19 protein-coding genes are annotated in these 21,886 nt (G+C 59.3%); 7 read left to right on the forward strand and 12 right to left on the reverse strand.

The window, feature by feature from the left end:
- The gene (locus MLD04_RS16235; protein WP_248160485.1) at positions 1 to 876 is read left to right on the forward strand and encodes a MaoC/PaaZ C-terminal domain-containing protein; all 876 of its coding nucleotides are present in this window, start codon (positions 1 to 3) and stop codon (positions 874 to 876) included.
- Here MLD04_RS16235 and MLD04_RS16240 read toward each other — a convergent pair.
- From MLD04_RS16240 to MLD04_RS16265, 6 genes are all read right to left on the reverse strand, one after another.
- Complete coding sequence (locus tag MLD04_RS16240) at positions 873 to 2,447, reverse strand: ATP-binding response regulator (protein ID WP_248160486.1); 1,575 nt, start codon at positions 2,445 to 2,447, stop codon at positions 873 to 875. The two genes, MLD04_RS16235 and MLD04_RS16240, sit on opposite strands and share 4 nt — an antisense overlap.
- A 50-nt stretch (positions 2,448 to 2,497) precedes the next feature.
- Positions 2,498 to 3,118: a response regulator FixJ gene (gene fixJ, locus MLD04_RS16245; RefSeq protein WP_008937667.1), complete on the reverse strand. Its 621-nt coding sequence runs from the start codon at positions 3,116 to 3,118 to the stop codon at positions 2,498 to 2,500.
- A gap of 39 nt (positions 3,119 to 3,157) precedes the next feature.
- Entirely contained in the window at positions 3,158 to 5,566 is a 2,409-nt protein-coding gene (locus MLD04_RS16250; RefSeq protein WP_248160487.1) for a Lon protease family protein, read from the reverse strand.
- A gap of 111 nt (positions 5,567 to 5,677) precedes the next feature.
- A complete protein-coding gene (locus MLD04_RS16255) occupies positions 5,678 to 6,139 on the reverse strand; it encodes a flavodoxin family protein (RefSeq protein WP_248160488.1) in 462 nt (153 codons plus the stop codon).
- A 32-nt stretch (positions 6,140 to 6,171) separates the two neighbouring features.
- The gene (gene recA / locus MLD04_RS16260; protein ID WP_248160489.1) at positions 6,172 to 7,215 is read right to left on the reverse strand and encodes a recombinase RecA; all 1,044 of its coding nucleotides are present in this window, start codon (positions 7,213 to 7,215) and stop codon (positions 6,172 to 6,174) included.
- 161 nt (positions 7,216 to 7,376) lie between these two features.
- Positions 7,377 to 7,889, reverse strand: coding sequence for a CinA family protein (locus MLD04_RS16265; protein WP_248160490.1), 513 nt, complete (start codon positions 7,887 to 7,889; stop codon positions 7,377 to 7,379).
- A 105-nt stretch (positions 7,890 to 7,994) separates the two neighbouring features.
- Between MLD04_RS16265 and mutS the strand changes: the two genes are divergently transcribed.
- Both mutS and fdxA read left to right on the forward strand, forming a co-directional pair.
- Complete coding sequence (gene mutS / locus MLD04_RS16270; RefSeq protein ID WP_248160491.1) at positions 7,995 to 10,628, forward strand: DNA mismatch repair protein MutS; 2,634 nt, start codon at positions 7,995 to 7,997, stop codon at positions 10,626 to 10,628.
- A gap of 164 nt (positions 10,629 to 10,792) precedes the next feature.
- Positions 10,793 to 11,116 (forward strand): ferredoxin FdxA, encoded by a 324-nt coding sequence (fdxA, locus tag MLD04_RS16275; RefSeq protein WP_008937661.1) that lies wholly within the window; start codon positions 10,793 to 10,795, stop codon positions 11,114 to 11,116.
- A gap of 74 nt (positions 11,117 to 11,190) precedes the next feature.
- Here the strand turns inward: fdxA and MLD04_RS16280 are convergent, their stop codons facing one another.
- The 5 genes from MLD04_RS16280 to MLD04_RS16300 form a co-directional block, all read right to left on the reverse strand.
- The gene (locus tag MLD04_RS16280) at positions 11,191 to 11,820 is read right to left on the reverse strand and encodes a LysE family translocator (protein ID WP_248160492.1); all 630 of its coding nucleotides are present in this window, start codon (positions 11,818 to 11,820) and stop codon (positions 11,191 to 11,193) included.
- Between the two features lie 38 nt (positions 11,821 to 11,858).
- Complete coding sequence (locus tag MLD04_RS16285) at positions 11,859 to 12,893, reverse strand: hypothetical protein (RefSeq protein WP_248160493.1); 1,035 nt, start codon at positions 12,891 to 12,893, stop codon at positions 11,859 to 11,861.
- A 145-nt stretch (positions 12,894 to 13,038) separates the two neighbouring features.
- Positions 13,039 to 13,989 carry a DegV family protein gene (locus tag MLD04_RS16290; protein ID WP_248160494.1) on the reverse strand — a complete coding sequence of 317 codons (951 nt, stop codon included), beginning with the start codon at positions 13,987 to 13,989 and terminating at the stop codon, positions 13,039 to 13,041.
- A gap of 109 nt (positions 13,990 to 14,098) precedes the next feature.
- Positions 14,099 to 14,932, reverse strand: coding sequence for a metal-dependent hydrolase (locus tag MLD04_RS16295; protein WP_248160495.1), 834 nt, complete (start codon positions 14,930 to 14,932; stop codon positions 14,099 to 14,101).
- Positions 14,933 to 15,187: 255 nt separating this feature from the next.
- The gene (locus tag MLD04_RS16300) at positions 15,188 to 16,816 is read right to left on the reverse strand and encodes an acyl-CoA synthetase (protein ID WP_248160496.1); all 1,629 of its coding nucleotides are present in this window, start codon (positions 16,814 to 16,816) and stop codon (positions 15,188 to 15,190) included.
- Positions 16,817 to 16,968: 152 nt separating this feature from the next.
- On the opposite strand from MLD04_RS16300, the gene MLD04_RS16305 reads away from it, so the two are divergent.
- Both MLD04_RS16305 and MLD04_RS16310 read left to right on the forward strand, forming a co-directional pair.
- Complete coding sequence (locus MLD04_RS16305; protein ID WP_248160497.1) at positions 16,969 to 18,474, forward strand: sensor histidine kinase; 1,506 nt, start codon at positions 16,969 to 16,971, stop codon at positions 18,472 to 18,474.
- The gene (locus MLD04_RS16310) at positions 18,467 to 19,141 is read left to right on the forward strand and encodes a response regulator transcription factor (RefSeq protein ID WP_248160498.1); all 675 of its coding nucleotides are present in this window, start codon (positions 18,467 to 18,469) and stop codon (positions 19,139 to 19,141) included. The genes MLD04_RS16305 and MLD04_RS16310 overlap by 8 nt, the downstream gene beginning before the upstream one ends.
- On the opposite strand, the gene MLD04_RS16315 is transcribed toward MLD04_RS16310, so the two are convergent.
- Complete coding sequence (locus MLD04_RS16315; RefSeq protein ID WP_248160499.1) at positions 19,117 to 20,529, reverse strand: aminotransferase-like domain-containing protein; 1,413 nt, start codon at positions 20,527 to 20,529, stop codon at positions 19,117 to 19,119. The genes MLD04_RS16310 and MLD04_RS16315 overlap by 25 nt on opposite strands.
- Positions 20,530 to 20,732: 203 nt before the next feature.
- On the opposite strand from MLD04_RS16315, the gene MLD04_RS16320 reads away from it, so the two are divergent.
- A complete protein-coding gene (locus MLD04_RS16320; RefSeq protein ID WP_248160500.1) occupies positions 20,733 to 21,047 on the forward strand; it encodes a hypothetical protein in 315 nt (104 codons plus the stop codon).
- The gene (locus tag MLD04_RS16325) at positions 21,047 to 21,850 is read left to right on the forward strand and encodes a PhzF family phenazine biosynthesis protein (protein ID WP_248160501.1); all 804 of its coding nucleotides are present in this window, start codon (positions 21,047 to 21,049) and stop codon (positions 21,848 to 21,850) included. Before MLD04_RS16320 ends, MLD04_RS16325 begins: the two co-directional genes overlap by 1 nt.
- Positions 21,851 to 21,886 lie beyond the last annotated feature (36 nt).

Here is a 21,886-nt window from a genome sequence, read left to right on the forward strand (position 1 = left end):
ATGCCGACGCCGTTGATTTATCGCAACCGACCACCGGCCCTGCTGCCACTGTTCAGCAAGGCCCTGATTCCCAAGCGAATGAACCCGGGTGCGCAACCGACGATCCCCGAACTTGAGGCACACCTGCTCGGAGTGGCCACGGTTAACGAACGATTGGCCGAATACTCGTCGGTCTGCGGGTTCAGTCAGCACACCAGTGTCCCGGTAACCTGGCCGCACATACTCGCGTTTCCCCTGCATCTGAAATTGCTGACCGAACCGGATTTCCCCCTGCCGTTGCTGGGACTGGTGCATCTGCGAAACACCATCACCCAGCATCGTCCAATCGGTGCAGGCGAAACCCTGGATCTGACCGTGCGGCTGGGGAACCAGCAGGAAACCGCCCGTGGCATCGAGTTCGACCTCACCACAGAGGCCCGTTCGGCTGGCACTCTCGCCTGGCAGGAAACCAGCACCAACCTGTTTCGCAAGCCAACCTCCAAAGACACGACGTCCGGGCAGAAACAGGCTTCAGAGCTGCAGCGCTTTGCGCAAACCCTGTCGATCAGGGCCCCGGAATCCATTGGACGTCAGTACGGAGCGGTCTCCGGCGACCGCAATCCGATTCACTTGCATGCACTCACAGCCCGGGCGTTCGGATTTCCGAGGGCCATTGCCCATGGCATGTGGAGCCAGGCAAAAATCCTGGCGGAGCTGGAACAGCAGGAAGGTTGGAAAGGAGAGTCCTTCACCGTGAGCTGCCAGTTCAAGAAACCGCTCTTCCTTCCGGGAGTGGCGACCCTTGAGTGGCAGGCTGATCAAAGTGGCTGGGACTATCAGCTTCTTAACAGCAAAGGGGATGCGCCCCACCTGATCGGGCGCGTTGACTGGCTCTAATCAGTGCCGGAGGGCTGGCACGGCTCACCCTCCGCACCCGATACCGGGAGCGTGAAGAAGAATCGGGCACCGCCGTCTTCAGGGCGCTCAAAACCGATTTCACCGCCCTGCGCCTGAATCAGCGAACGACAGGTGGCCAGCCCGATCCCCATGCCTTCGTCCTTGGTGGTGTAGAAGGGGTGAAAAAGCTTCTCTTCGGCGTCATCCGGCAGGCCAACTCCGTGATCGCGAACCTCGATCCGCACACACGCATCGCCTTTCAGGTAGGCCCGTACCTCTACCGGTTCCGATGCCCCTGCCGAACGGGTGGACTCGAGGGCATTGCGGATCAGGTTCAGGGCCACCTGCTGCACCTGCACCGGGTCCGCCAGGACATCGGGCAAGGCGTCGTCGAGCAGCACTTCTATCCCACCCTCGTTGTTGCGCATATCCACTTCGGCAAACTGGCGGGTATCTTCCAGCAGCGCCTCCACCGAAAGGATTTCCTTTCCGGTGGCAGGCTTCTTCATGAAACGACGGATACGGCGAATAATTTCGCTGGCACGATGGGATTGCGCCTCAATCTTGTCCAGTGTTTCCTGTAACAGGGAGAGATCCGGGGACTCCTTACCCATCATGCGCTTGGCCACACGGGCGTAGTTGGTGATGGCCGTTAATGGCTGATTCACTTCATGGGCGAAACCGGCAGCCATTTCCCCCATCGTGGTCAGACGGGACGTGTGTGCCAGCTGATCGCGCTGTTCCTGAACCAGCTCCCGCGCCTCCTGCAGCTCCTTCTCGCTTTCCAGCTCCGCTGTAATGTCCCTGAAAACCACCACGGCGCCGTGCAACTCATCATTATCCAGTTTGGGCGTGGAACGATACTCGGCCGGAAATCCGGTCCCATCCAGCCGCTGAAGCCGGATATCCCGCTGATTTTCGGCAACGCCCTGTCGACAGGTGGCCTTTACCGGCAGGCCATCAGGATCGTCCGAGCAGGTTGCAAAATGCAGTTCGAAAAAGTTCTGGCCAATCAATTCCTCAGCGGGCGCGCCCATGATCAGCGCAGCGGCAGGGTTGGCAAACTCGATGATTCCGTTCTCGTCGAGGCCGTAGATACCTTCGCTGATGGAGTTGAGGATCCGGGCCTGGTCCCCCTGCAATTCCCGGTTGCGCGCCTGCAACTCGCGTTCGAGCCGGATAACCCGGGCGTGCGTCTTTACCCGCGCAATCACTTCCTGGGACTGAAATGGTTTGGAGATGTAATCAGCGCCGCCGAGGTTAAAACCTTTCACTTTTGCCTGAAGATCGTCCAGGGCGGACAGGAACACAACGGCGCAATCGGCCGTCTGCGGATCGTCTTTGAGCCGCTGACACACTTCGTAGCCGTCCATTTCCGGCATCATGATGTCCAGCAGAATAACTTCGGGCTGGTGCCGATGGGCTAGGTCCAGAGCCTTTTCGCCCTCATTGGCAATCAAAAGGCGATAGCCTTTGTCTTTCAGGGTTTCATAGAGGACTTTGAGGTTCTGAGGGTTGTCATCAACCAACAGAACCGTCACCTCGGAATTCTCGCTGACGGTTTCAGTCATAGAGTCGGGCCGGTAAAAAACATCTCGCCATCATGCCGGCGCGGGCACGCTTAGTCGATAAGGTCCTTTACGGACAAGACCATACGAACGAGATGTGCCAGAGAGTGGGTTCCCATCTTGTGCATAACCCGGGAACGATGGATCTCGACCGTACGCTGGCTGATCTCGAGCTCGATCGCAATAACCTTGTTCGCCTGGCCTGCAATCATCCGGTCCATGATTTCATGCTCCCGGGGCGTCAGGCTCTTGATGCGCCGGATGATTTCCTGCTTCTCATCCAGAGTCTTGCGCTGCTCCAGGTCCTGCTCCAGCGCCGCTTCGATCTTTTCGAGAAGCGCCTCTTCACGGTAGGGCTTCTGGATAAAATCCACCGCCCCTTCCTTCATGGCATCAACCGCCATGGGCACATCGCCATGCCCGGTCACAAAGATGATGGGCAGAATGGAGTGCTTGTCGTTCAGCTTTTTCTGCAGCTCCATCCCGTCCATGCCGGGCATCCGGATATCCAGCACGATGCAGCCGGCCATCTTGTCGGAATAATCCCGCAAAAACGCATTTGCGCTCTCGTAGGTCTGCACCGGCTTGCCATCGGATTTCAACAGCAGCTCGAGGGAATCGCGCACCGCCTCATCATCCTCAACTACGTACACAGTCTGCTGGATATCTGTCATGGGTGTATTCTCTCCTGTCCGTTTTCTTATCGTTTCCGGTCAGTGAATTGACGGGTCCTTGTGATCGGCCTTGGCGTGTTCCTGGCGCTCGTGCTCCCGCATTTGTTCAAGCCGTTGCTGGATAATGCCAAAAACGCTCTGCTTCGGATACCTGCCCCGCTTGTCGGGCTTGCCCGCTGGCAACCCCAATAACAGGCTGATCGCCTCTTCAACGTGGGCAACCGCATAGACTGAAAACTGTCTGGCCCTGACCGCGCTGACCACTTCCGCATCCAACATCAGGTTCTGGACATTGGTCACGGGTACAATCACGCCCTGCTCACCTGTCAGCCCGCCCTTCAACTGACAGGTGGCGAAGAACCCTTCCACTTTTTCGTTCACGCCGCCAATCGGCTGGACCTCACCGAACTGGTTGACCGACCCCGTAATCGCCAGATCCTGACGAACCGGCACACCGGACAACGACGATACCAGGGCACAAAGTTCCGCCAGCGAAGCACTGTCTCCCTCGACTTCACCGTAGTTCTGCTCAAACGTGAGGCTGGCAGAGAGATGCATGGGGTCGTCGACGGCGAACTTCGATGACAGCCAGGAGGTCAGGATCATCACTCCCTTGGAATGAATGTTCCCCCCCAGCTTGGCATCCCGCTCAATGTCCATGACACCACCATCGCCATAATAGCAGGTTGCCGTCACCCGATTGGAAAGGCCAAATTCATATCCACCGGTCGATAGTACGGACAGGGCGTTAACCTGGCCCACACAGGTGCCGGTGGTCGAGACAAGCGTCGACCCATCCCGGATGGAATCGTAGAACTGATCCCGTATACGACTGCTTCGGTACCGGGCACTTTCCAGTGCCCTTTCGACATGCACGTCGGTAATCAGACGGGCCCCAGCCTGCCGGGCCCAGAAATCGGACTCCCGAAGCAGATTGGCAATGTCCGCTGCATGCAGCGACAGACGGTCCTGATGCTCGGCCATGCGCGCGCTGTGCTCGATGATGCGCGCCACCGCTTTGTTGGTGCAGTGGAGCAGTTTCTTCTCACTGACCAGACTGGCAATAAACTTGGCATACAGCAGCTGGCTGTCGTCGGTCCGGTACATTTCGTTTTCAAAGTCCGCCGTCACCCGGAACAACTCGGAAAACTCGGAATCGTATTCCTGCAACAGCAGCCAGGTTTCCCGATCTCCGAACAGGACAATCTTGACGTCGAGGGGGACGCCCTCCGGTTCGATGGAGATGGTTCCGGACAGCGTCATCTCACGCTCCAACGAGTTGATCTGCAGCGACCGGGAACGCAGGGCCCGTTTGAGGCCATCCCATACAAACGGCTGCTCCAGAACCTTGATCGCATCCATCAGGAGGTACCCACCGTTGGCCTTGTGCAGACTCCCCGGACGAATCAGGGAAAAGTCGGTGAACACGGTACCCTTGTAGGTCACGTTCTCCACATACCCGAACAGGTTGTGGTAAGTCGGATTTTCCTCAACGATCACCGGCACTTCATTGCTTTTCTGGTGTACGAGCAGGTTAATCAGATACCGGCGGGGCATCTTTTTGTCGAGAGACGCATAGGCGATGGCCACCTGCTCTTCACTGTCGTCCAGGAAAATGTCGAGGTTTTCCACCAGATCCGCCCGGACGGCATTGATATATTCGACAACATCCGGCAGCTCCCGGTACTTTTCAACAAGCTCGTCCAGCTGATGACCGGAAATCCCCTCCAGAGTTTCCTGATTCAGGGCATGCTGCTTCTCGGCATACTCCTGCTCCCAGTCGGCAATCTTACGCAAGGCCTGCCGCAGACGTTTCTCCAGTCTGTTGATGGCGTCCTCAAAACGATCGCGCTCCTTCTCGCTGAGCGCTTCGAAAGTTTCCGCAGTGTGCGGCTCGTCTCCGTTCATGGCCACCAGACGGTACCCGCCCGGTGTCGTGACAGTCAGACTGATTTTCTTGCGTTTGGCCTGGACCGCGACCTTCTCGAGTTCATCTTCCTGCTTCTTGCCATATTCATTCTTGAGCTGCTCGGATCGCTCCAGAAAACTGTCACTGTCGAACGTCTGGGGAATCACCTTGACCAGCCGTGACATCAGTCTGTCCATATCCTGCTTGAGCTGAGACCCGAGACCCGCGGGGAGCTTCAACAGCTTGGGAATCCGCGGCTCCTCGAAATTGGCCACATAGCACCAGTCATGGCTCTGTTGCTCGGTATCTACATGGTGTTCCAGATAGCGGAGCATCATGGTGCGCTTGCCCAGACCATTCCGTCCCACTGCATAGACGTTGTAGCCTCCGTGCGGCATCGCCAGCGCAAAACGCACCGCTTCCTGGGCACGGTTCTGACCGACAATTTCAGCCAACGGCTCCAGTTGCTTCGTGGTCTTGAAGAGAAGGTCTTTCAGAACGCAGGCTTTGTAGAGCTGATGCAGAGGCAATGGCTTCAAGGTATGTTCCTGTAACAATCCGGATAACTGATTGATTGAAGAGTCTTTGGCCGCTCATTGTAGATTCTGCAAGCCGCCCTGTCGCGTTTTGGCAAAAGTTTTACTTACCAGCTAGATCAGCCCGGCGTCGAGACTCGCCGCCACGTAAAGTCCCAGTTCGCGACAGTCATTTTCGAAGTGGTCCCGGTACTCGCCACGACAGACAAGCGGTTCGTGAATGCGCCGCCAGCGCAGACCGGTAGTGATAGAGTCAATCGCCCGGCAGGTGCCTGTGCCATCATGGCCTGCTCGAACGTAATAGGTGAAGGGTAATCCCTGGGTCTTTTCCAGACAGGGGTAATAAGTACGGTCAAAAAAGTCCTTCAGGGCACCACTCATGTACCCCAGGTTCTCGGTTGTGCCAAGGATAATGGCATCACACTCAAGAACGTCTTCCGGACCAGCCTCCAGCGGTGGTTTGACCACCACCTCAACGGCCTCGATGTCCTCATGCCGGGCGCCAGCACAGACAGTGTCCCGTAATCGAAGGGTATTCGGGGAAGGCGCGTGAGCGAAAATCAGCAACCGTTTCATCGCACCTCCCCTCTTCACAGCCCGGAATACTCTTAGAGCAACTCTCCATTGGCCTCGGCCGGCTCTGCCGCCGCATCTTTCTTGACCGGCTTGGGCATCAGCTTGTCGCGGACCTTGGCTTCAATCTCGGTGGCAATGTCCATGTTTTCTTCCAGGAACTTGCAGGCGTTGGCCTTGCCCTGGCCAATCTTGTCACCATTGTATGCGTACCAGGCGCCGGATTTGTCCACGAAGCCTTCCTTCACACCCATGTCCAGAACCTCGGCCATGTGGTAGATGCCCTTGCCATACATGATCTGGAACTCAGCCTGCTTGAACGGCGGAGAAACCTTGTTCTTGACGACCTTGACGCGGGTTTCGTTACCCACCACTTCATCGCCGTCCTTGACGGAACCGATGCGACGGATGTCCAGGCGGACGGAAGAGTAAAATTTCAGCGCGTTACCGCCGGTGGTCGTCTCTGGCGAACCAAACATCACACCAATCTTCATACGAATCTGGTTGATGAACACCATCAGACAGTTTGCATGCTTGACGTTACCGGTCAGCTTGCGCAGCGCCTGGGACATCAGTCGTGCCTGAAGGCCAACGTGGCTGTCGCCCATCTCGCCTTCGATCTCCGCTTTCGGCGTCAACGCCGCCACGGAGTCGACAATAATCACATCCACGGCGTTGGAGCGAACCAGCATGTCGGCAATTTCAAGCGCCTGTTCGCCAGTGTCCGGCTGGGAGACCAGAAGATCATCAACGTTAACCCCCAGTTTCTCGGCGTACACCGGATCCAGCGCATGCTCGGCGTCCACGAATGCACAGGTCTTGCCCTGCTTCTGGGCTTCGGCGATCACCTGCAGAGTCAGCGTGGTTTTACCGGAACTTTCCGGGCCGTAGATTTCAACGATCCGGCCGTAAGGCAGACCACCAATACCCAGGGCAACGTCCAGCCCCAGGGAACCGGTAGAGACCGCAGGAATGGCTTCGCGGGGCTGATCCCCCATCTTCATGACGGCACCCTTGCCGAACTGGCGCTCGATCTGGCTCAGCGCTGCGCTCAATGCTTTCTTGCGGTTGTCTTCCATTGCTACAAACCCTCGTCGCCGGGGCTGCCAGCCCTTTTCCAGGAGACCGACAGCGAAATCTGGAAGGAAACCACCGGAGCCATCCAGTGCATTTCCTGTATATTTGAACAGTATTAAAACATAAGCGGATGAGGAGACCAACCCCTCCCGCGTGAAGCGATTCAAGAAACCGACGAAGTTCGCTCGATGTACTCCGTCACTGCCTCCAGCACAAACAGAACCGACTGGCGGCGCACCTGATCCCGATCGCCCTGAAAATGCCGAACAGCCGCCTCTGTACTGGCTCCGCCGGCGCCCCAGGCAAACCAGACAGTCCCGACCGGCTTTCCCTCACTCCCCCCGCCGGGGCCGGCGACACCACTGATCGCTACTGCGACATCAACGCCCGCCGCCCTGACAGCTCCGGACACCATCTCCCGGACCACCGGCTCACTGACCGCACCGTGAGCGTCCAGGGTCTCTTCTTTGACCCCCAGTAACGCCTGCTTTGCACCGTTACTGTAGGTCACCAGCCCGGCCATGACATAGGCCGAAGAGCCAGGGCGATCCGTCAGCACCTTGGCAACCCAGCCGCCGGTGCAGCTTTCGGCGGTGGCAATGGTACGTCGCTGGCTGTCCAGGAGTTTGCCGAGCCGCAAACCCGCATGCTCAAGGTCGTGGTCAGTCACTGACATGTCGCTCTCCTCGGGAAAGGGTTTATCGAAACGCTTCGTTTCATCGCCGGCGTTATTTTCTTACAATTCACGCCTCCATCCAATCCAACGCAGACCGGACCACTCATGTCAGCAGCGCAGACCGATCTCTCAAAGCACACCCCCATGATGCAGCAGTACCTGAAGATCAAGGGGCAGCATCCGAACGAGCTGGTCTTCTACCGCATGGGTGATTTTTACGAACTGTTTTACGAAGACGCCAAAAAGGCGGCCGAATTTCTGGATATCACCCTGACCGCCCGCGGGCAATCCGGCGGAAATCCGATTCCCATGGCAGGCGTCCCTTACCATTCGGCCGAAAGTTACATTGCCCGGCTGGTCCGCGCGGGTCAATCCATCGCCATCTGCGAGCAGATCGGGGACCCCGCGGCCAGCAAGGGCCCCGTGGAGCGGCAGGTCGTCCGGATTGTCACACCCGGCACGCTCAGTGACGAAGCCTTCCTCGAGGACCGGCGCGACAATCTGCTGGCGGCCATCTTCAACCAGAAGGAGCGGTTCGGGTTCGCCTCCCTGGACATTTCCAGCGGCCGTTTCTCTGTCTCCGAACTTGAGGACCTGGATGCCCTTCAGGGCGAATTGCAGCGTCTCAGGCCCGCCGAGATACTCATCAGCGAAGATTTCCCGTACGCCGATATCCTGGAGGGCTTCACCGGCATCCGTCGGCAGGGTCCCTGGCTGTTCGAATCCGACACCGCCCACAGGGTGCTTACCCAGCAGCTTCAGGTGCGGGACCTCACCGGGTTCGGCTGCGAGGACCTGCCACTGGCCATCTGTGCCGCGGGTTGTCTGTTGCAGTACGCCAGGGAAACCCAGCGCACCGCCCTGCCACACATACGAAAGCTGACCCGGGAACGTCGTGAGGAGGCCGTCATCCTGGATGCGACCAGCCGTCGCAACCTGGAGATCGACACCAACCTCATGGGCGGACATCAGCACACCCTGGCCTGGGTCATGGATCGCACGGCGACCGCCATGGGCGGCCGGGAACTCCGGCGTTGGCTGAACCGACCGCTCCGGGATGTGGAGGTGGTCCGCCAGCGTCAACAGGCCGTTTCTGCCCTGCTGGACGGATTTCATTACGAACCGGTCCATGACCTGCTCAAACAGGTGGGCGACATCGAACGCATTCTTGCCCGGGTGGCACTCCGCTCCGCCCGCCCCCGGGATCTGGCCAGACTCCGCGACGCCTTTCAGACCCTTCCGGACCTGCAGGGCGCGCTCAAGCCGGTTAATTCACACCACGTTGTGAAACTGGCCACCACCATCGGCGAATACCCGCAGCTGGCGGATCTGCTCGAACGATCAGTCATTGAAAATCCCCCCGTGGTCATCCGGGATGGCGGCGTGATCCGTGAGGGGTTCGACGAGGAACTCGACGAGCTGCGCAACATCAGCGAGAACGCCGGCCAGTACCTTCTGGACGTGGAAACGCGGGAGCGGGAAAGGACCGGCATCAGTACCCTCAAGGTCGGCTACAACCGGGTCCATGGTTATTACATCGAAATCAGCCGTGCCCAGTCTGACCAGGCGCCGGTGGATTACATTCGTCGCCAGACCCTGAAGAACGCCGAGCGCTTTATCACACCGGAACTCAAGGAATTCGAAGACAAGGCCCTGAGTGCCAAGAGCCGAGCCCTCGCCCGGGAAAAAGCCCTGTATGACGAAGTGCTCGAATCCGTAGCGGAGCAGCTGGCACCCTTGCAGGATGCCGCCCAGGCGCTGGCCGAACTGGACGTGCTGAGCAATTTTGCCGAGCGCGCCACGTCCCTGCGTTTTGCTGCCCCGGAGTTCACCGATACCCCGGGCTTCGATATCGAGGAAGGCCGGCATCCGGTGGTGGAACAGCTCCTGGACGAACCCTACGTCCCGAACGATCTGCTGATGGACACCAGGCGCCGGATGCTGGTCATTACCGGTCCGAACATGGGTGGTAAATCGACCTACATGCGCCAGGCCGCACTGATTGCACTGCTTGCCTACACCGGCAGCTTTGTACCCGCCAACCGGGCCGTGCTCGGGCCGGTGGACCGGATTTTCACCCGTATGGGGTCCTCGGACGATATCGCCGGTGGTCGCTCCACGTTCATGGTGGAAATGACCGAAACCGCCAATATCCTGCACAACGCCACCGAGCACAGCCTGGTCCTGATGGATGAAGTCGGCCGGGGCACCAGCACCTTCGACGGACTTTCGCTGGCCTGGGCAACCGCCGAGCACCTGGCACGGGACATCCGCTGCTACACCCTGTTCGCCACGCACTATTTCGAACTGACCCAGCTGGCAGAGGACCTGGAGCACGCCGTCAACGTGCACCTGACCGCAACCGAACATGACGACAGCATCGTGTTCCTCCACAACGTCCATGACGGCCCCGCCAGTCAGAGCTATGGCCTGCAGGTTGCCCAGCTTGCCGGTGTTCCCCAGGATGTGATCCGTAACGCCAAAGCCCAGCTGACGCACCTGGAAGGCAGCGCCTCACCAGCTGCACCGGCGACAGGCCCCGAGCCGACACCGGCCGCAAGGAAGGCAGGCTCTTCGGACACCCGGCGCGTCAGTGAGCCGGTTCTTCAGGCCGATATGTTTGCGTCACTGGAACCGAGCGTGGTGGAAGAGGCGCTGAGGGAACTGGATCTGGACGGATTGACGCCACGGGAAGCGCTGAACCAACTCTACGAACTGAAAGGCCTGATGAAAAAGTAGCCTGGGGCTGGCCTGATTCTGGCCTGCGTAATAACCTTATAGCAGGCGAATGCTTGCCCCTTCGAAGGGCGCTCCCTACAATATCGCGCACCGAATTATAAGCAGGAGGCTTGCAATCTGGGGCTCCTGATGAGAATGAACACTCAAAGACCAGGGATCTGACTATGGCTTTTATCGTTACTGATAACTGCATTAAGTGCAAATACACGGACTGCGTGGAGGTCTGCCCCGTAGACTGCTTTTACGAGGGTCCGAACTTTCTGGTGATCGACCCCGACGAGTGCATCGACTGTGCCCTGTGCGAGCCCGAGTGCCCTGCGGAAGCCATCTTCTCGGAAGACGAGCTCCCGGCGGATCAGGTCCAGTTCGTGGAGATCAACGCCGATCTGGCCGGCAAGTGGCCCAACATCACCGAGAAGAAAGATCCCCTTCCGGATGCGGAAGAGTGGGACGGCAAGCCAAACAAGCTCCAGTACCTCGAGCGCTGAGAGGCCGACTGCGCCCTCCCAGGACACAAAAGGGAAGCCCGAGGGCTTCCCTTTTTTCATTCTTCGGTACCCGCTCAACTTACCGCCAGCTTCGCCCCTATTGCGACAAAAAAGCCACCGGTCAGGCCATGCAGGGCTCGACGGAGCTTCTGGCTGGCGCTGAGACCACGGAACCGGACCACCACCCAGGCCAGCCCGCATTGCCAGACCATGGCCAGCACAAAGTGCACGGACGCCAGAACCAGTGACTGCTGGAAGGCGTTGCCCGCCGGATCAATGAACTGGGGCAGAAGTGCCATGTAGAACAGCGCCGTCTTGGGATTCAGAACGTTCGACAGCAACCCCTCACGAAACGCGCCGGAGAGCGAACTCTGGGGCACCGCCGGTGCCTGTGCAAGGTCAGCACCGGATGTCCGGCGGCTCAATGCCTGGCGCAGGGAGGCAATGCCCAGCCAGACCAGATAACAGGCGCCAAGGGCCTTGAGCAAGAGAAATGCCCAGGCTGTCTCCACCAGCAACACCGAGATTCCCAATGCCGACAGCGTGGCATGGATAAACAGCCCACTGCAGATCCCGACACTGGTCACGCAACCGTCTTTGAGGCCACCACGACCGGTATTGCGCATCACCAGCAGCGTATCGACGCCCGGCGTAATGGTCAGCAATGTGATGGCCAGGAGATAGGCCCAGAACAGGTCACTCAAGACAACAGCCTCCGGAAAACACTCCGGAGGCGGCGTTCTCACGCCTCCGGTTCAAGGAGTTTTCGGGCGGCGGCCGATTTATAGAAAGCCGATAGCCGGCGCCGCAACAGGGCCTCAACATAACCCTCTTCGCGCAGCACGTCCATCACCGGAAGTGCGTATGCATCGACCTCTGCAAGGATCACTTCGCGGGTGACACCAACATCCCTCAGCAGATCCATAATGGGCCGGTCGCCATATTTGGCAAAAAGGTGTTCCACCACGGCCCTGGCGCAGCCTTCAAAATAGCCGGTCTTGCGGAATTCAAGCCAGAATTCATAACCGAGTACGACAAACTCCTGGAGCTGGACATCACCAAGCCCCTCCCTGAGTTCCGAGACGGTCTGATCCTCCACGGCCACCCAGGCGGCCATCACGCTGTCTCGCAGCTCATCGTCACTGAGGGCCCGGTTCAGGAACTGCTCGCTACGGGCGATCAGACCGGGCAGACTGTCGGCCAGCCAGGTCTTGATCCGGCGTTCAAAGGTCTCATCCAGCCCCGGAACCGCCCGATTGGCCATCTTCTTGCCAAATTTCATCATGGATCCGACACCCGGTACCGAGCGGGTAATCAGATTATCCTCGTACAGATAATTCACCAGGCCGTGATACACCACATTGGATACCAGTTCCTGGTATACCGGATGCGCCATGATCTCGCTGATCACCCGCTCCCGCTGCTGCCGGAGCTCCAGTGCCTGCTCAAGGAAATCAGAGGCCTGTTCACGGGTGAGGATGTCCCCAAGGCGGGTTTCGGACTGGACTGGCGCGTTGAGCACCTCGGTGGCCATTTCGGCGGCCAGCTCCGGGATCCCGGCATCCAGCTCCATTTCAACCACGATCCGCTGGATGACGCCCATAACGCGTTCAACGCCGGACACCCGATTCAGGGTAATGCGGCCGGCATGATCCAGAAGCCCGTCGACCTCCTTTTCAAGAAACCGTTTCAGCTTGGCGCCCTTCAGGGCCGCCAATTCGTGTTTGACATGCGCTTCGAACAACTCGTCGGCCAGAGCGCCTGTGGATTTGGTCATATCGTTTCCGTCCTCAAGCCCGGGAAGGGCAGTCCGTGGAATTCTGAATCGAGGCTAACACGAAGTCGGCGTGGCGGGATTTGCTCAAACTACTGAAGCCTGCGCGCATGGCAGCCAAGCCAGCGCGTGCAGGAGGGGCCGTCGATTACTGGAAATCGTTGAAGGTATGAGGCTCTGCCGCCAAAGCCAGGCACAGGCTTCCCGGTCCGACATAGATACTGGAGGTAATCCCCATCTGGGAAAGCAGCAGTTCAACGCCGTTGCGCTCGCAGGCATCCCGGAGCCGGTTCAGGCCGGGCAGATCCTCGATTTCGGTCCAGGTCAGACCGCAGGAGAGGCTCACGTAGGGCGTCAACAGCCCGGCTTCAACGCGAGCGGCCGCATAGTTCATGACCTTTTCCACCGCAGCGTCGAAATTCCGGGTTTTGGCCGCCGGCTGCCCTTCCGCGCCCTTCCCGAAAATCACCGGGGTAATATTCAGCGCCTTGCCAAGAAACGCCACGAGGGCAGAGACACTCTTGTCACCACGGCGACGGGCGCGCTCCCGAATGTAGTGCAGGTCCCGCGGAATCACGCAGGTGTAGATCTTGTCGGTAAAGGTTTCGACTTCATGCCTCAGGGCATTTTTCGAGAGCTTCTGGTCGATCAGTTTCAGGGTATGGGCGGCAAGCAGCCCCTGCCCCGCAAAGATCTGTCGGCTGTCGATGACCCGCATAGAGAACTTCCCTTCGCGGCCAGCCGCAGAACGGGCGCGCTCGTAATTGGAGAGCACGCTGTTCATGGCTTCCGTGGCATTCTGATAAATCAGGCTTCGGCTGCGGGTAACCGTCTCACAGATCGCCACATCGAACTGGGTAACGATCTTTTCCATGAACAGATCATGGATCTGCGCGGCTGAAAAGGCTTCCGTTTCCGCCTGGTGGCCCTTCTGCAGGAGACCGCTCTGATAGAATTCCTGGGTCCTTACCGGATCGTGCTCGTCGATGTAGGTCTGACCATCAATCCTGGCCGTGACGGGAAGGATGAAAAGATCATGCTTGCGGCTGAACTCATAGGGTAGATCACAAGCGGAATCGACGATCAAACCTACTCGCATAAGGGCTGCCTCCGGCTACGGGTCATTCCTCGATCGGGAATACCCTTTATTGTCATTGTTCTGGGGAAGCCCAGTTTTACACAAGCCGACGGGAATTTCAGTATCCGTATCAATTGGCGGCGTACCCCGACTCCAGCTGCTTCAGGTTTTCCCGCAACAACGCGCGATTGTCCTGCTGCCAGGGGTGGAAATCCCGGCGCATATAGGCCAGAAAGTCCGGCAGGCACCGACGGATGACGCCCGGTTTACCCCACAGGAAATTCAGGCCGCCCAGCCACGTGCGCAGACTCCAGAGCTTGCCATCCTTTCGAAGCAGGCTGCAGGTATTGAGAAAGGTATATTTGAAGAAATTCCAGGTCACGAACAGGAAGACAATACGGCGCAAACGGTCATCACCGACACAGTTGCGGTAAACATCAAACGCCACCGACTTGTGTTCGGTTTCCTCGATGGCGTGCCAGCGCCACAGCTGTTGCATGGTCGGCGTCGCGCCTTCCATCCACTCGGGATTTTTCAGGATCGCATTCGCCAGAACCGCCGTGTAATGCTCCGCGCCGCAGGTACCGGCCAGTTGCCGGCTGGGCGGTAATTTCCGGACCCATTTCATGTGGCGGTCGAAGCGCCGGTCGATCGCCTCGATATCGTAGCCCCGGGCCTTAAGCGCCTCGTTGTAACCCTTGTGCTCACGGCTGTGCAGCGCCTCCTGCCCGATGAATCCACGTATTTCACCGGCCAGCTTGGGATCGTCGATCCGATCACGATAGTGGCGCACAGCGCTGATGAACTGCTGCTCGCCCTCGGGGAACTGGAGGGACAGAGCATTGAAAAACGCCGTTCGAAAGGCATCGTTGCCATGCCAGAGTTTCTTGAGATCTTCGCTGACATCAAAACGGATGTGCCGTGGCAAAACGGACACGTCCTCCGGGGTGGAACTGATCGTCATGTGAGCCTCCTGCCACTGATAATTTTATTGTTGTGGCGTTAATAATGGCCAAAAACCGAACAACTTGTCGAGTTTACTCCCGCGACACGTGAACAAAAAGGTAGAGATGGCGAAAACAGAACAGGTTGTCATCAAATGACAAAGGCAGGAGAGCCGGTACAACAGGAGAAAGCAAAAAAAGGGAGGCGGGGCCAGCGCCGCCAGACCTCCCAAGGACACACAGAGGGGTACGCCTCCCGATCGGGAGGCCTGTGATTACGACAACTCTTTCGCTTGTCCGCGAAGGACGAATTTCTGGATCTTGCCGGTGGAGGTTTTCGGCAAATCCGTGAACACGACGGTCTTGGGCACCTTGAAGCGGGCGAGGTGCTCGCGGCAGAAGGCAATAATATCGTCTTCCGTTACCTCACCGGCCTCCGGCTTCAGCGTGATAAACGCGCAGGGCGTCTCGCCCCATTTCTCGTCGGGGCGAGCCACCACCGCTGCCTCCAGCACCGCTGGGTGACGATACAGGGCGTCTTCCACTTCGATCGTGGAAATATTCTCACCGCCGGAAATGATGATGTCTTTGAGGCGGTCCTTGATTTCCATGTAGCCGTCTTCATGCCATACCGCCAGGTCTCCAGTGTGGAACCAGCCGCCCCGGAAAGCCTCCTCGGTGGCGGTCGGGTTCTTCAGATAACCCTTCATCACCGTGTTGCCACGCAGGAAAATCTCGCCAATGGTCTTGCCGTCACGGGGTACCGGCTCCATCGTGTTGGGATCACCGACCATGGTGCCGGCCAGGGTGTGATAACGAACCCCCTGCCGAGCCTTGATGCGGGCCCTTTGATCCAGCGGGAGCTCATCCCACTCCGATTTCCACGCACAGACCGTGACCGGACCATACACTTCGGTCAGACCGTATACGTGAGTAACCTGGATTCCCATTTCTTCAACGGCACCAATCACCTGGGCAGGCGGCGCGGCCCCGGCGGTCATGGATTTGACCTCATGATCGATGCCCGCCTTGGCGGCCGCAGGCGCATTGAGCAATGCGTTCAGCACGATCGGTGCGCCGCACATGTGGGTCACCTGGTGATCCCGGATCAGCTGCAGGATCTTTTCCGGATCCACGCGACGCAGACAGATGTGGGTGCCCGCCATGGCCGTTACGGTCCAGGGGAAACACCAGCCATTGCAGTGGAACATCGGCAGCGTCCAGAGATAGACCGGATGCATACCCATGGACCACACTGTCTGGTTGCCGAGCGCATTCAGGTAGGCACCCCGATGGTGATAGACCACACCCTTGGGATTGCCGGTGGTGCCGGAGGTATAGTTCAGGGAAATCGCATTCCACTCGTTGTCCGGGAACTGCCACTGGAACTGCGGATCCCCTTCCTGCAGGAACGCTTCGTAATCCAGATCGCTGACCTGAACGCCCTCGCCGTATTCCGGATCATTAACGTCGATCACCAGGGGTTTGTGCTCGAGGTGCCGGATCGCGTCCCGGATCACTTCGCCAAATTCGCGATCGGCAATGACAGCCTTCGCCTCGCCATGCTCCAGCATGAACGCAATAGCCTCGGCATCAAGCCGGACGTTCAGCGTGTTGAGCACAGCGCCGATCATCGGCACCCCGAAATGACTCTCCACCATGGCCGGAATATTGGGCAACATGACGGCAACCGTGTCGCCTTTGCCAATTCCCCGACCTGCCAGGGCCGATGCCAGACGGCGGCAACGCTCGTAGGTTTCCGCCCAGGTGTAACGGATCGCACCGTGAATCACCGATGGAAACTCAGGATAGACGCTTGCGGTACGCTCAATGAAGTCAATCGGGGACTGAACGGCATAGTTGGCATCGACAGGGGCCAGGCCCTGTTCAAAGATCGAGGTCATGATGGGGTCCTCTCGGTTTACTGTTGTTGTTGTGATCTCTTCAGGAAAATCGCTAACATGGCTGAACTTTACGCTGGCAAAGATAGTATTCGATAGTAGATATACTAGAAACTAAACCAACGTATTATAGAACAACCACTATATTAAACCCGATGCCGGACGAAGCCTCCCACCCCGTGTTCAACCTGCATGATGCCGACCCCCAACCGGGCCTCGTTCTGGACCGCGCCGGCACCGTGCGCCAGGCCAACCAAAGCGCACTGACGCTCACTCGTAACGCCGGACTGGACAACAGCCAGGACCTCCTGCCGATCAACACCGCTTCGCTGATTCAGGCCTGCCTTCAGCAGAATCGGGCCATCGAGGATGTCGAATCCCGGATTCCAGGCCACACCCTTGTCTGGACCCTGATCCCCGACAGCCAACAGGGCCTGGTGCTGTTACGCGGTCGTGATGCAACCCGTGAGATGCAGGTGCGGGACGAAGCCATTCAGTCCAGCCGGCTCTATCGCCTGATCACCGAGAACACCACCGATCTCATTTCACGGCATGCACCTGATGGCCGTTTCATCGACGCAACGCCCGCCTCCTGGCGCCTGCTGGGCTACTGGCCGGAAGAGCTGCGAAACAGGACCCTTGAGGAAATCTTCCCCGATGACCGAATCAGCGAGCGCCTCGCAGAGGCCCGGAATCGCCTGAGGGACGACGGCTACGCCACCATGACACTGGACATCCGCCATCGGGATGGCAGTCATCGTTGGTTCGAGATTGCCAGCCGGGCCATTCGTGAAACCTACACCGGCGCAGTGGTTGAAGTCGTCAGCGTCTCGAGGGACATCACCGCCCGGGTGGAATCGGAAGAGAACAACCGGCGACTGGCGGACGAACTGGCACGGGCCGCACGCCTGGCAACGCTGGGTGAGCTGGCCTCGAGCATTGCACATGAAATGAACCAGCCCCTGGCCACCATCGTCAATTTTGCCAGCGCCAGCCAGCGCTACCTGAAACAGGCCGGAAATAGCCCGGAAGCACTCGAACGGGTCGACGACGGCCTCGGGAAGATTATTCACCACGCCAACCGGGCCTCGGAAGTGATCAAACGACTTCGGGCTTTCCTCAGCAAAGGCCGCAAGCGAACCGCACCGGTTGCCCTGAACGATGTGATCAGTGAAGTGGCCCGCCTGTGTCACTGGGAGGCAGACAAAGCGGGCATCCGGCTCCGGGAGCGGCTCAGCCCGGCCAATCCGGTCGTCACCGCAGATCCGGTCCTGCTGGAACAGGTGTTGATCAACCTTATCCGCAATGGCATCGAGGCAACGCTGGATGCCCGGGAAACGCCTGATAGGGCCAGCGACACCCCCGCAACGATTACTCTCGCATCCAGCATCAACAGCCAGGGTGAACCCCTGATTGAAGTCACCGATGAAGGCTCCGGCCTTGATGAGCAGGCCATTCGCCAGATGTTCCAACCCTTCTACACCAGCAAGCCCCAGGGGCTGGGCATAGGCCTGTCCATGAGCCGCTCGATCATTGAGGGCTTTGGCGGGTTCCTGGACGCCCGCCCGGCCGAGACCGGCGGGCTGACACTGACCTGCCGGTTCCCGGCCTCCGCGTTCAGGCCTGACACCTCACCCAAGGAGACACACCCAGATGACTGAATCCGCTACCCCGACGCCACCAACCGTCTACGTTGTTGACGATGACGCGGGCATGCTGGAGTCCACCCAATGGCTGTTGGAGTCAGTCGGGCTGCGCGTTGAAGCCTACAGCGACGGCCGGCAGTTCCTCGACGCACTGGGGAATGCCACGGCGGGTTGCGTTGTGCTCGATGTGCGGATGCCGGGGCTCGGTGGCCTGAACGTGCAGGAAGAACTGCAGAAGCGAGGTCAGGTAGTACCGATCATTTTCGTGTCCGGCCATGCCGATGTGCCCATCGTGGTCCGCGCGTTCAAATCCGGCGCCTTCGACTTCATCGAAAAGCCCTTCAACGAGCAGCTGCTTCTGGACAGCGTCCAGCAGGCCCTGCAGGAACACCAGGCGGCCATCCAACCGGGCGGAGCGACCATTGATACCGCCGAACTGATTGACAGCCTTACCCGCCGCGAGCGGGACGTCTTTCTCCCGCTCGCCAAGGGTTACACCAGCCGGGAAATCGCTAACCAGCTGGGCGTCAGCGTTAAAACCATCGACCTGTACCGGGCCCGCGTCATGAAGCGACTGGGGGCGGACCGGCTACCGGACGTCACCGGCATCGCCATTGCTGCGGGACTGCTCGATCCGCTCGATCTTCGCCGGCACGATCAGTCGCCAACGACCGCCTCATGAGCCAGTGCGCCGAGTCTGAACACGGCAGCTTCCAGTCGTTCAGTCCAGGGATTACCGCCGTTCAGACGAAGGCAGTTCTCGAACTTCCGGGTCGTCGAGAACATCAGCCCCGGCGCCACGTTGATGTTCTCCGCCCTCGCCCGCTGGTACAGCGCCGTCCCTGAAACCCCATCCGGCAACTCGACCCATAACACAAAGCCACCCTGGGGCCGGCTCACCGCCGTTCCCTCGGGAAACGAACGCGCCACGGCGGAACGCATGCGCTCGGTCCCCTCCCGGTAGTGCTGACGGGCCGCGCGCAGATAACGGTCATAACCGCCCTGCTCCAGAAAATGCGCCACGGCCAGTTGAGGAATGGAAGAGGTAGCCAGGTTCACGAAATACTTGTGCTGCCGGGCACTGGCCATGTGCCGGCCCGGGATCATCCAGCCAAGCCTCAGCCCGGGCGATACCGTCTTGGAAAACGAGCTGCAGTAGATCACGTTGTCCGCGCGGTCGAAGGCCTTGGCGGGGCGAGGCCGCTGTCCGTTGTGTGAGAGATCACCGTAGATATCGTCCTCGATCAGGGGCACGCCGGCGGCGGCCAGCATGGAAACCAGCTGTTTTTTGCGCTCGTCGGACATCCTGGCCCCCATGGGATTGCTGTGATTGGGTACCGCCACACAAGCCTTCAGGGGCCATTGTTCCAGCGCCAGCTGCAATCCCTCGAGACTGATCCCTTCGGAGGGGTGGGTGGGAATCTCGATCACCCGCAGGCCCACCACCTCCAGGGCCTGCAGAATGCCGGGGAAAGACGGAGACTCCACAGCCACGATATCGCCCGGTTCGGTCACCGCCCGCAGGGCAAGGATGATGGCCTCCTGGGCCCCGTTGGTCGCCAGAATGTCATCGGGAGTAACCGGCACACCAATAGCCGCCATGCGCTGGGCAATCTGGCGGCGGAACGACTCCTTTCCGGGAAAGGCATAATCCAGCGTTTCCAGGCCGCGCCGTGCCGCCCAGAGGGTGCTTTGCTGGATCTGCCGCAGCGGCAGGTAATCGGGATGGGGGATCGCGGTGGCCAGGGGCACCATCTGCTTTTGCTCATCGGCACACAGGTCCAGGGTCATTTCCCGGGCGGTGACCGGAACCGGACGGCTGCGATGCCTTGGCATCCGGGGTTCGGGGATGTCCCTGGCCGGCAGTCGGACAAAATAGCCGCTGCGCTCCCGGGCTTCGAGGTAGCCTCGGGCCTCCAACGTCTGATGCGCCTGGAGCACCGTTGAAATGGAGACGCCAAATTGCCGGCCTAGGATCCGGACCCCGGGCAGCCGGTCTCCGTCCCGATACACCCCTTCGAGGATCAGGGCCTGCAGCTGATCAGCAATCTGATTGTAAAGAACCCCCATCACGCTCCCCTTTCGAATGGACACTCCCTGCCATTGCACCAGATCGCTGCAACGCCCGGGCAGTACAGTTCGGGCACAAACAAACCGGTACAGTCCCCTCAAAACGAAAACTGTACCGGTTCAATACAAGATTATCTGAATCTGTTATGCCCGTCATCGGAGGACGACAATGGAATCCGGTTCAACGAAGAAGGAGTTTCACCATGAAAGCGGCAAACATCCCGGCGGAGTCAGCACGGCCACTTCAAACGCCGTGCAACACGCGGTTCGGTAATCGCAAGGACGCGCTGGCTCTCTCTGAACCGGCAGGCCCTGCGGGCCTTCTCGGTCCGGAGGCCACCCGGAATCAACTGGCGGCGCTTGGGCTTGAAGTAAACCAGCGGGAACCCGGCCACTGGGTACTGACCACCGGAGCCCCCCTGCCGGAAATCCACCTCTATGGCACCGCCGAGCTGGAACGGTTTGCTTCCTGCGGGGCGCGTCATTACGCTGATCAATCACTCAGGGAGAAACGCTGATGAAGACACCTATCTATCAGATCGACGCCTTCACGGACCGGGTATTTGGTGGCAATCCAGCCGCGGTGATGCCGCTGGAAAGCTGGCCTGAAGACCAGACACTCCAGGCGATGGCCCTGGAGAACAATCTCTCCGAAACCGCCTTTCTGGTGCCGCTGGCCGGCGATGAAAGCGCCGACTTTCACATCCGCTGGTTCACTCCGGCGGTGGAGGTGCCACTGTGCGGCCATGCCACCCTCGCCAGTGCCTGGGTCGTCTTCAACCGCCTCGACTGGAATCGCGATGAAGTAAGCTTCCAATCCCGGAGCGGCATGCTGGGGGTCCGTAAAGAGGGAGACTGGCTGGTGTTGGACTTCCCCAACTTGGCCTTTGAGGAGCAGCCGACACCGGGTCTGATCCATCAAGCCCTGGAGGGCGCACCAGACAGGGCCTTCCACGTGCCCAGCGACACCAATTACATGGTGGTATTGAGCAATGAAGCAGCTGTGCGCAACGCCCGGCCCGATCTCGGTGCCCTCCGGGAACTGGGTAATCAGGGCCTGATCATCACCGCACCGGGCGATGACTGCGACTTCGTCAGCCGCTACTTTGCGCCCGGCGCCGGCATCGATGAAGACCCGGTCACCGGCTCGATTCACAGTGTCCTGGTTCCCTACTGGGCCGAGGTACTTGGCAAACCGGTACTGGAAGCGCGACAGCTGTCTGCCCGTGGCGGCCTGCTGCGGTGCGAACTGAAGCGTGAGCGCGTTGACATCGCCGGACAGGCCGCGTTCTATATGGAAGGTTCCGTCCACCTGCCCTGAGACTGGTATACTCCCGCCGTTCATTCACAGCGACGG

It is taken from the genome of Marinobacter koreensis (assembly GCF_023156285.1).
In the GTDB taxonomy this organism is placed as follows: domain Bacteria; phylum Pseudomonadota; class Gammaproteobacteria; order Pseudomonadales; family Oleiphilaceae; genus Marinobacter; species Marinobacter koreensis.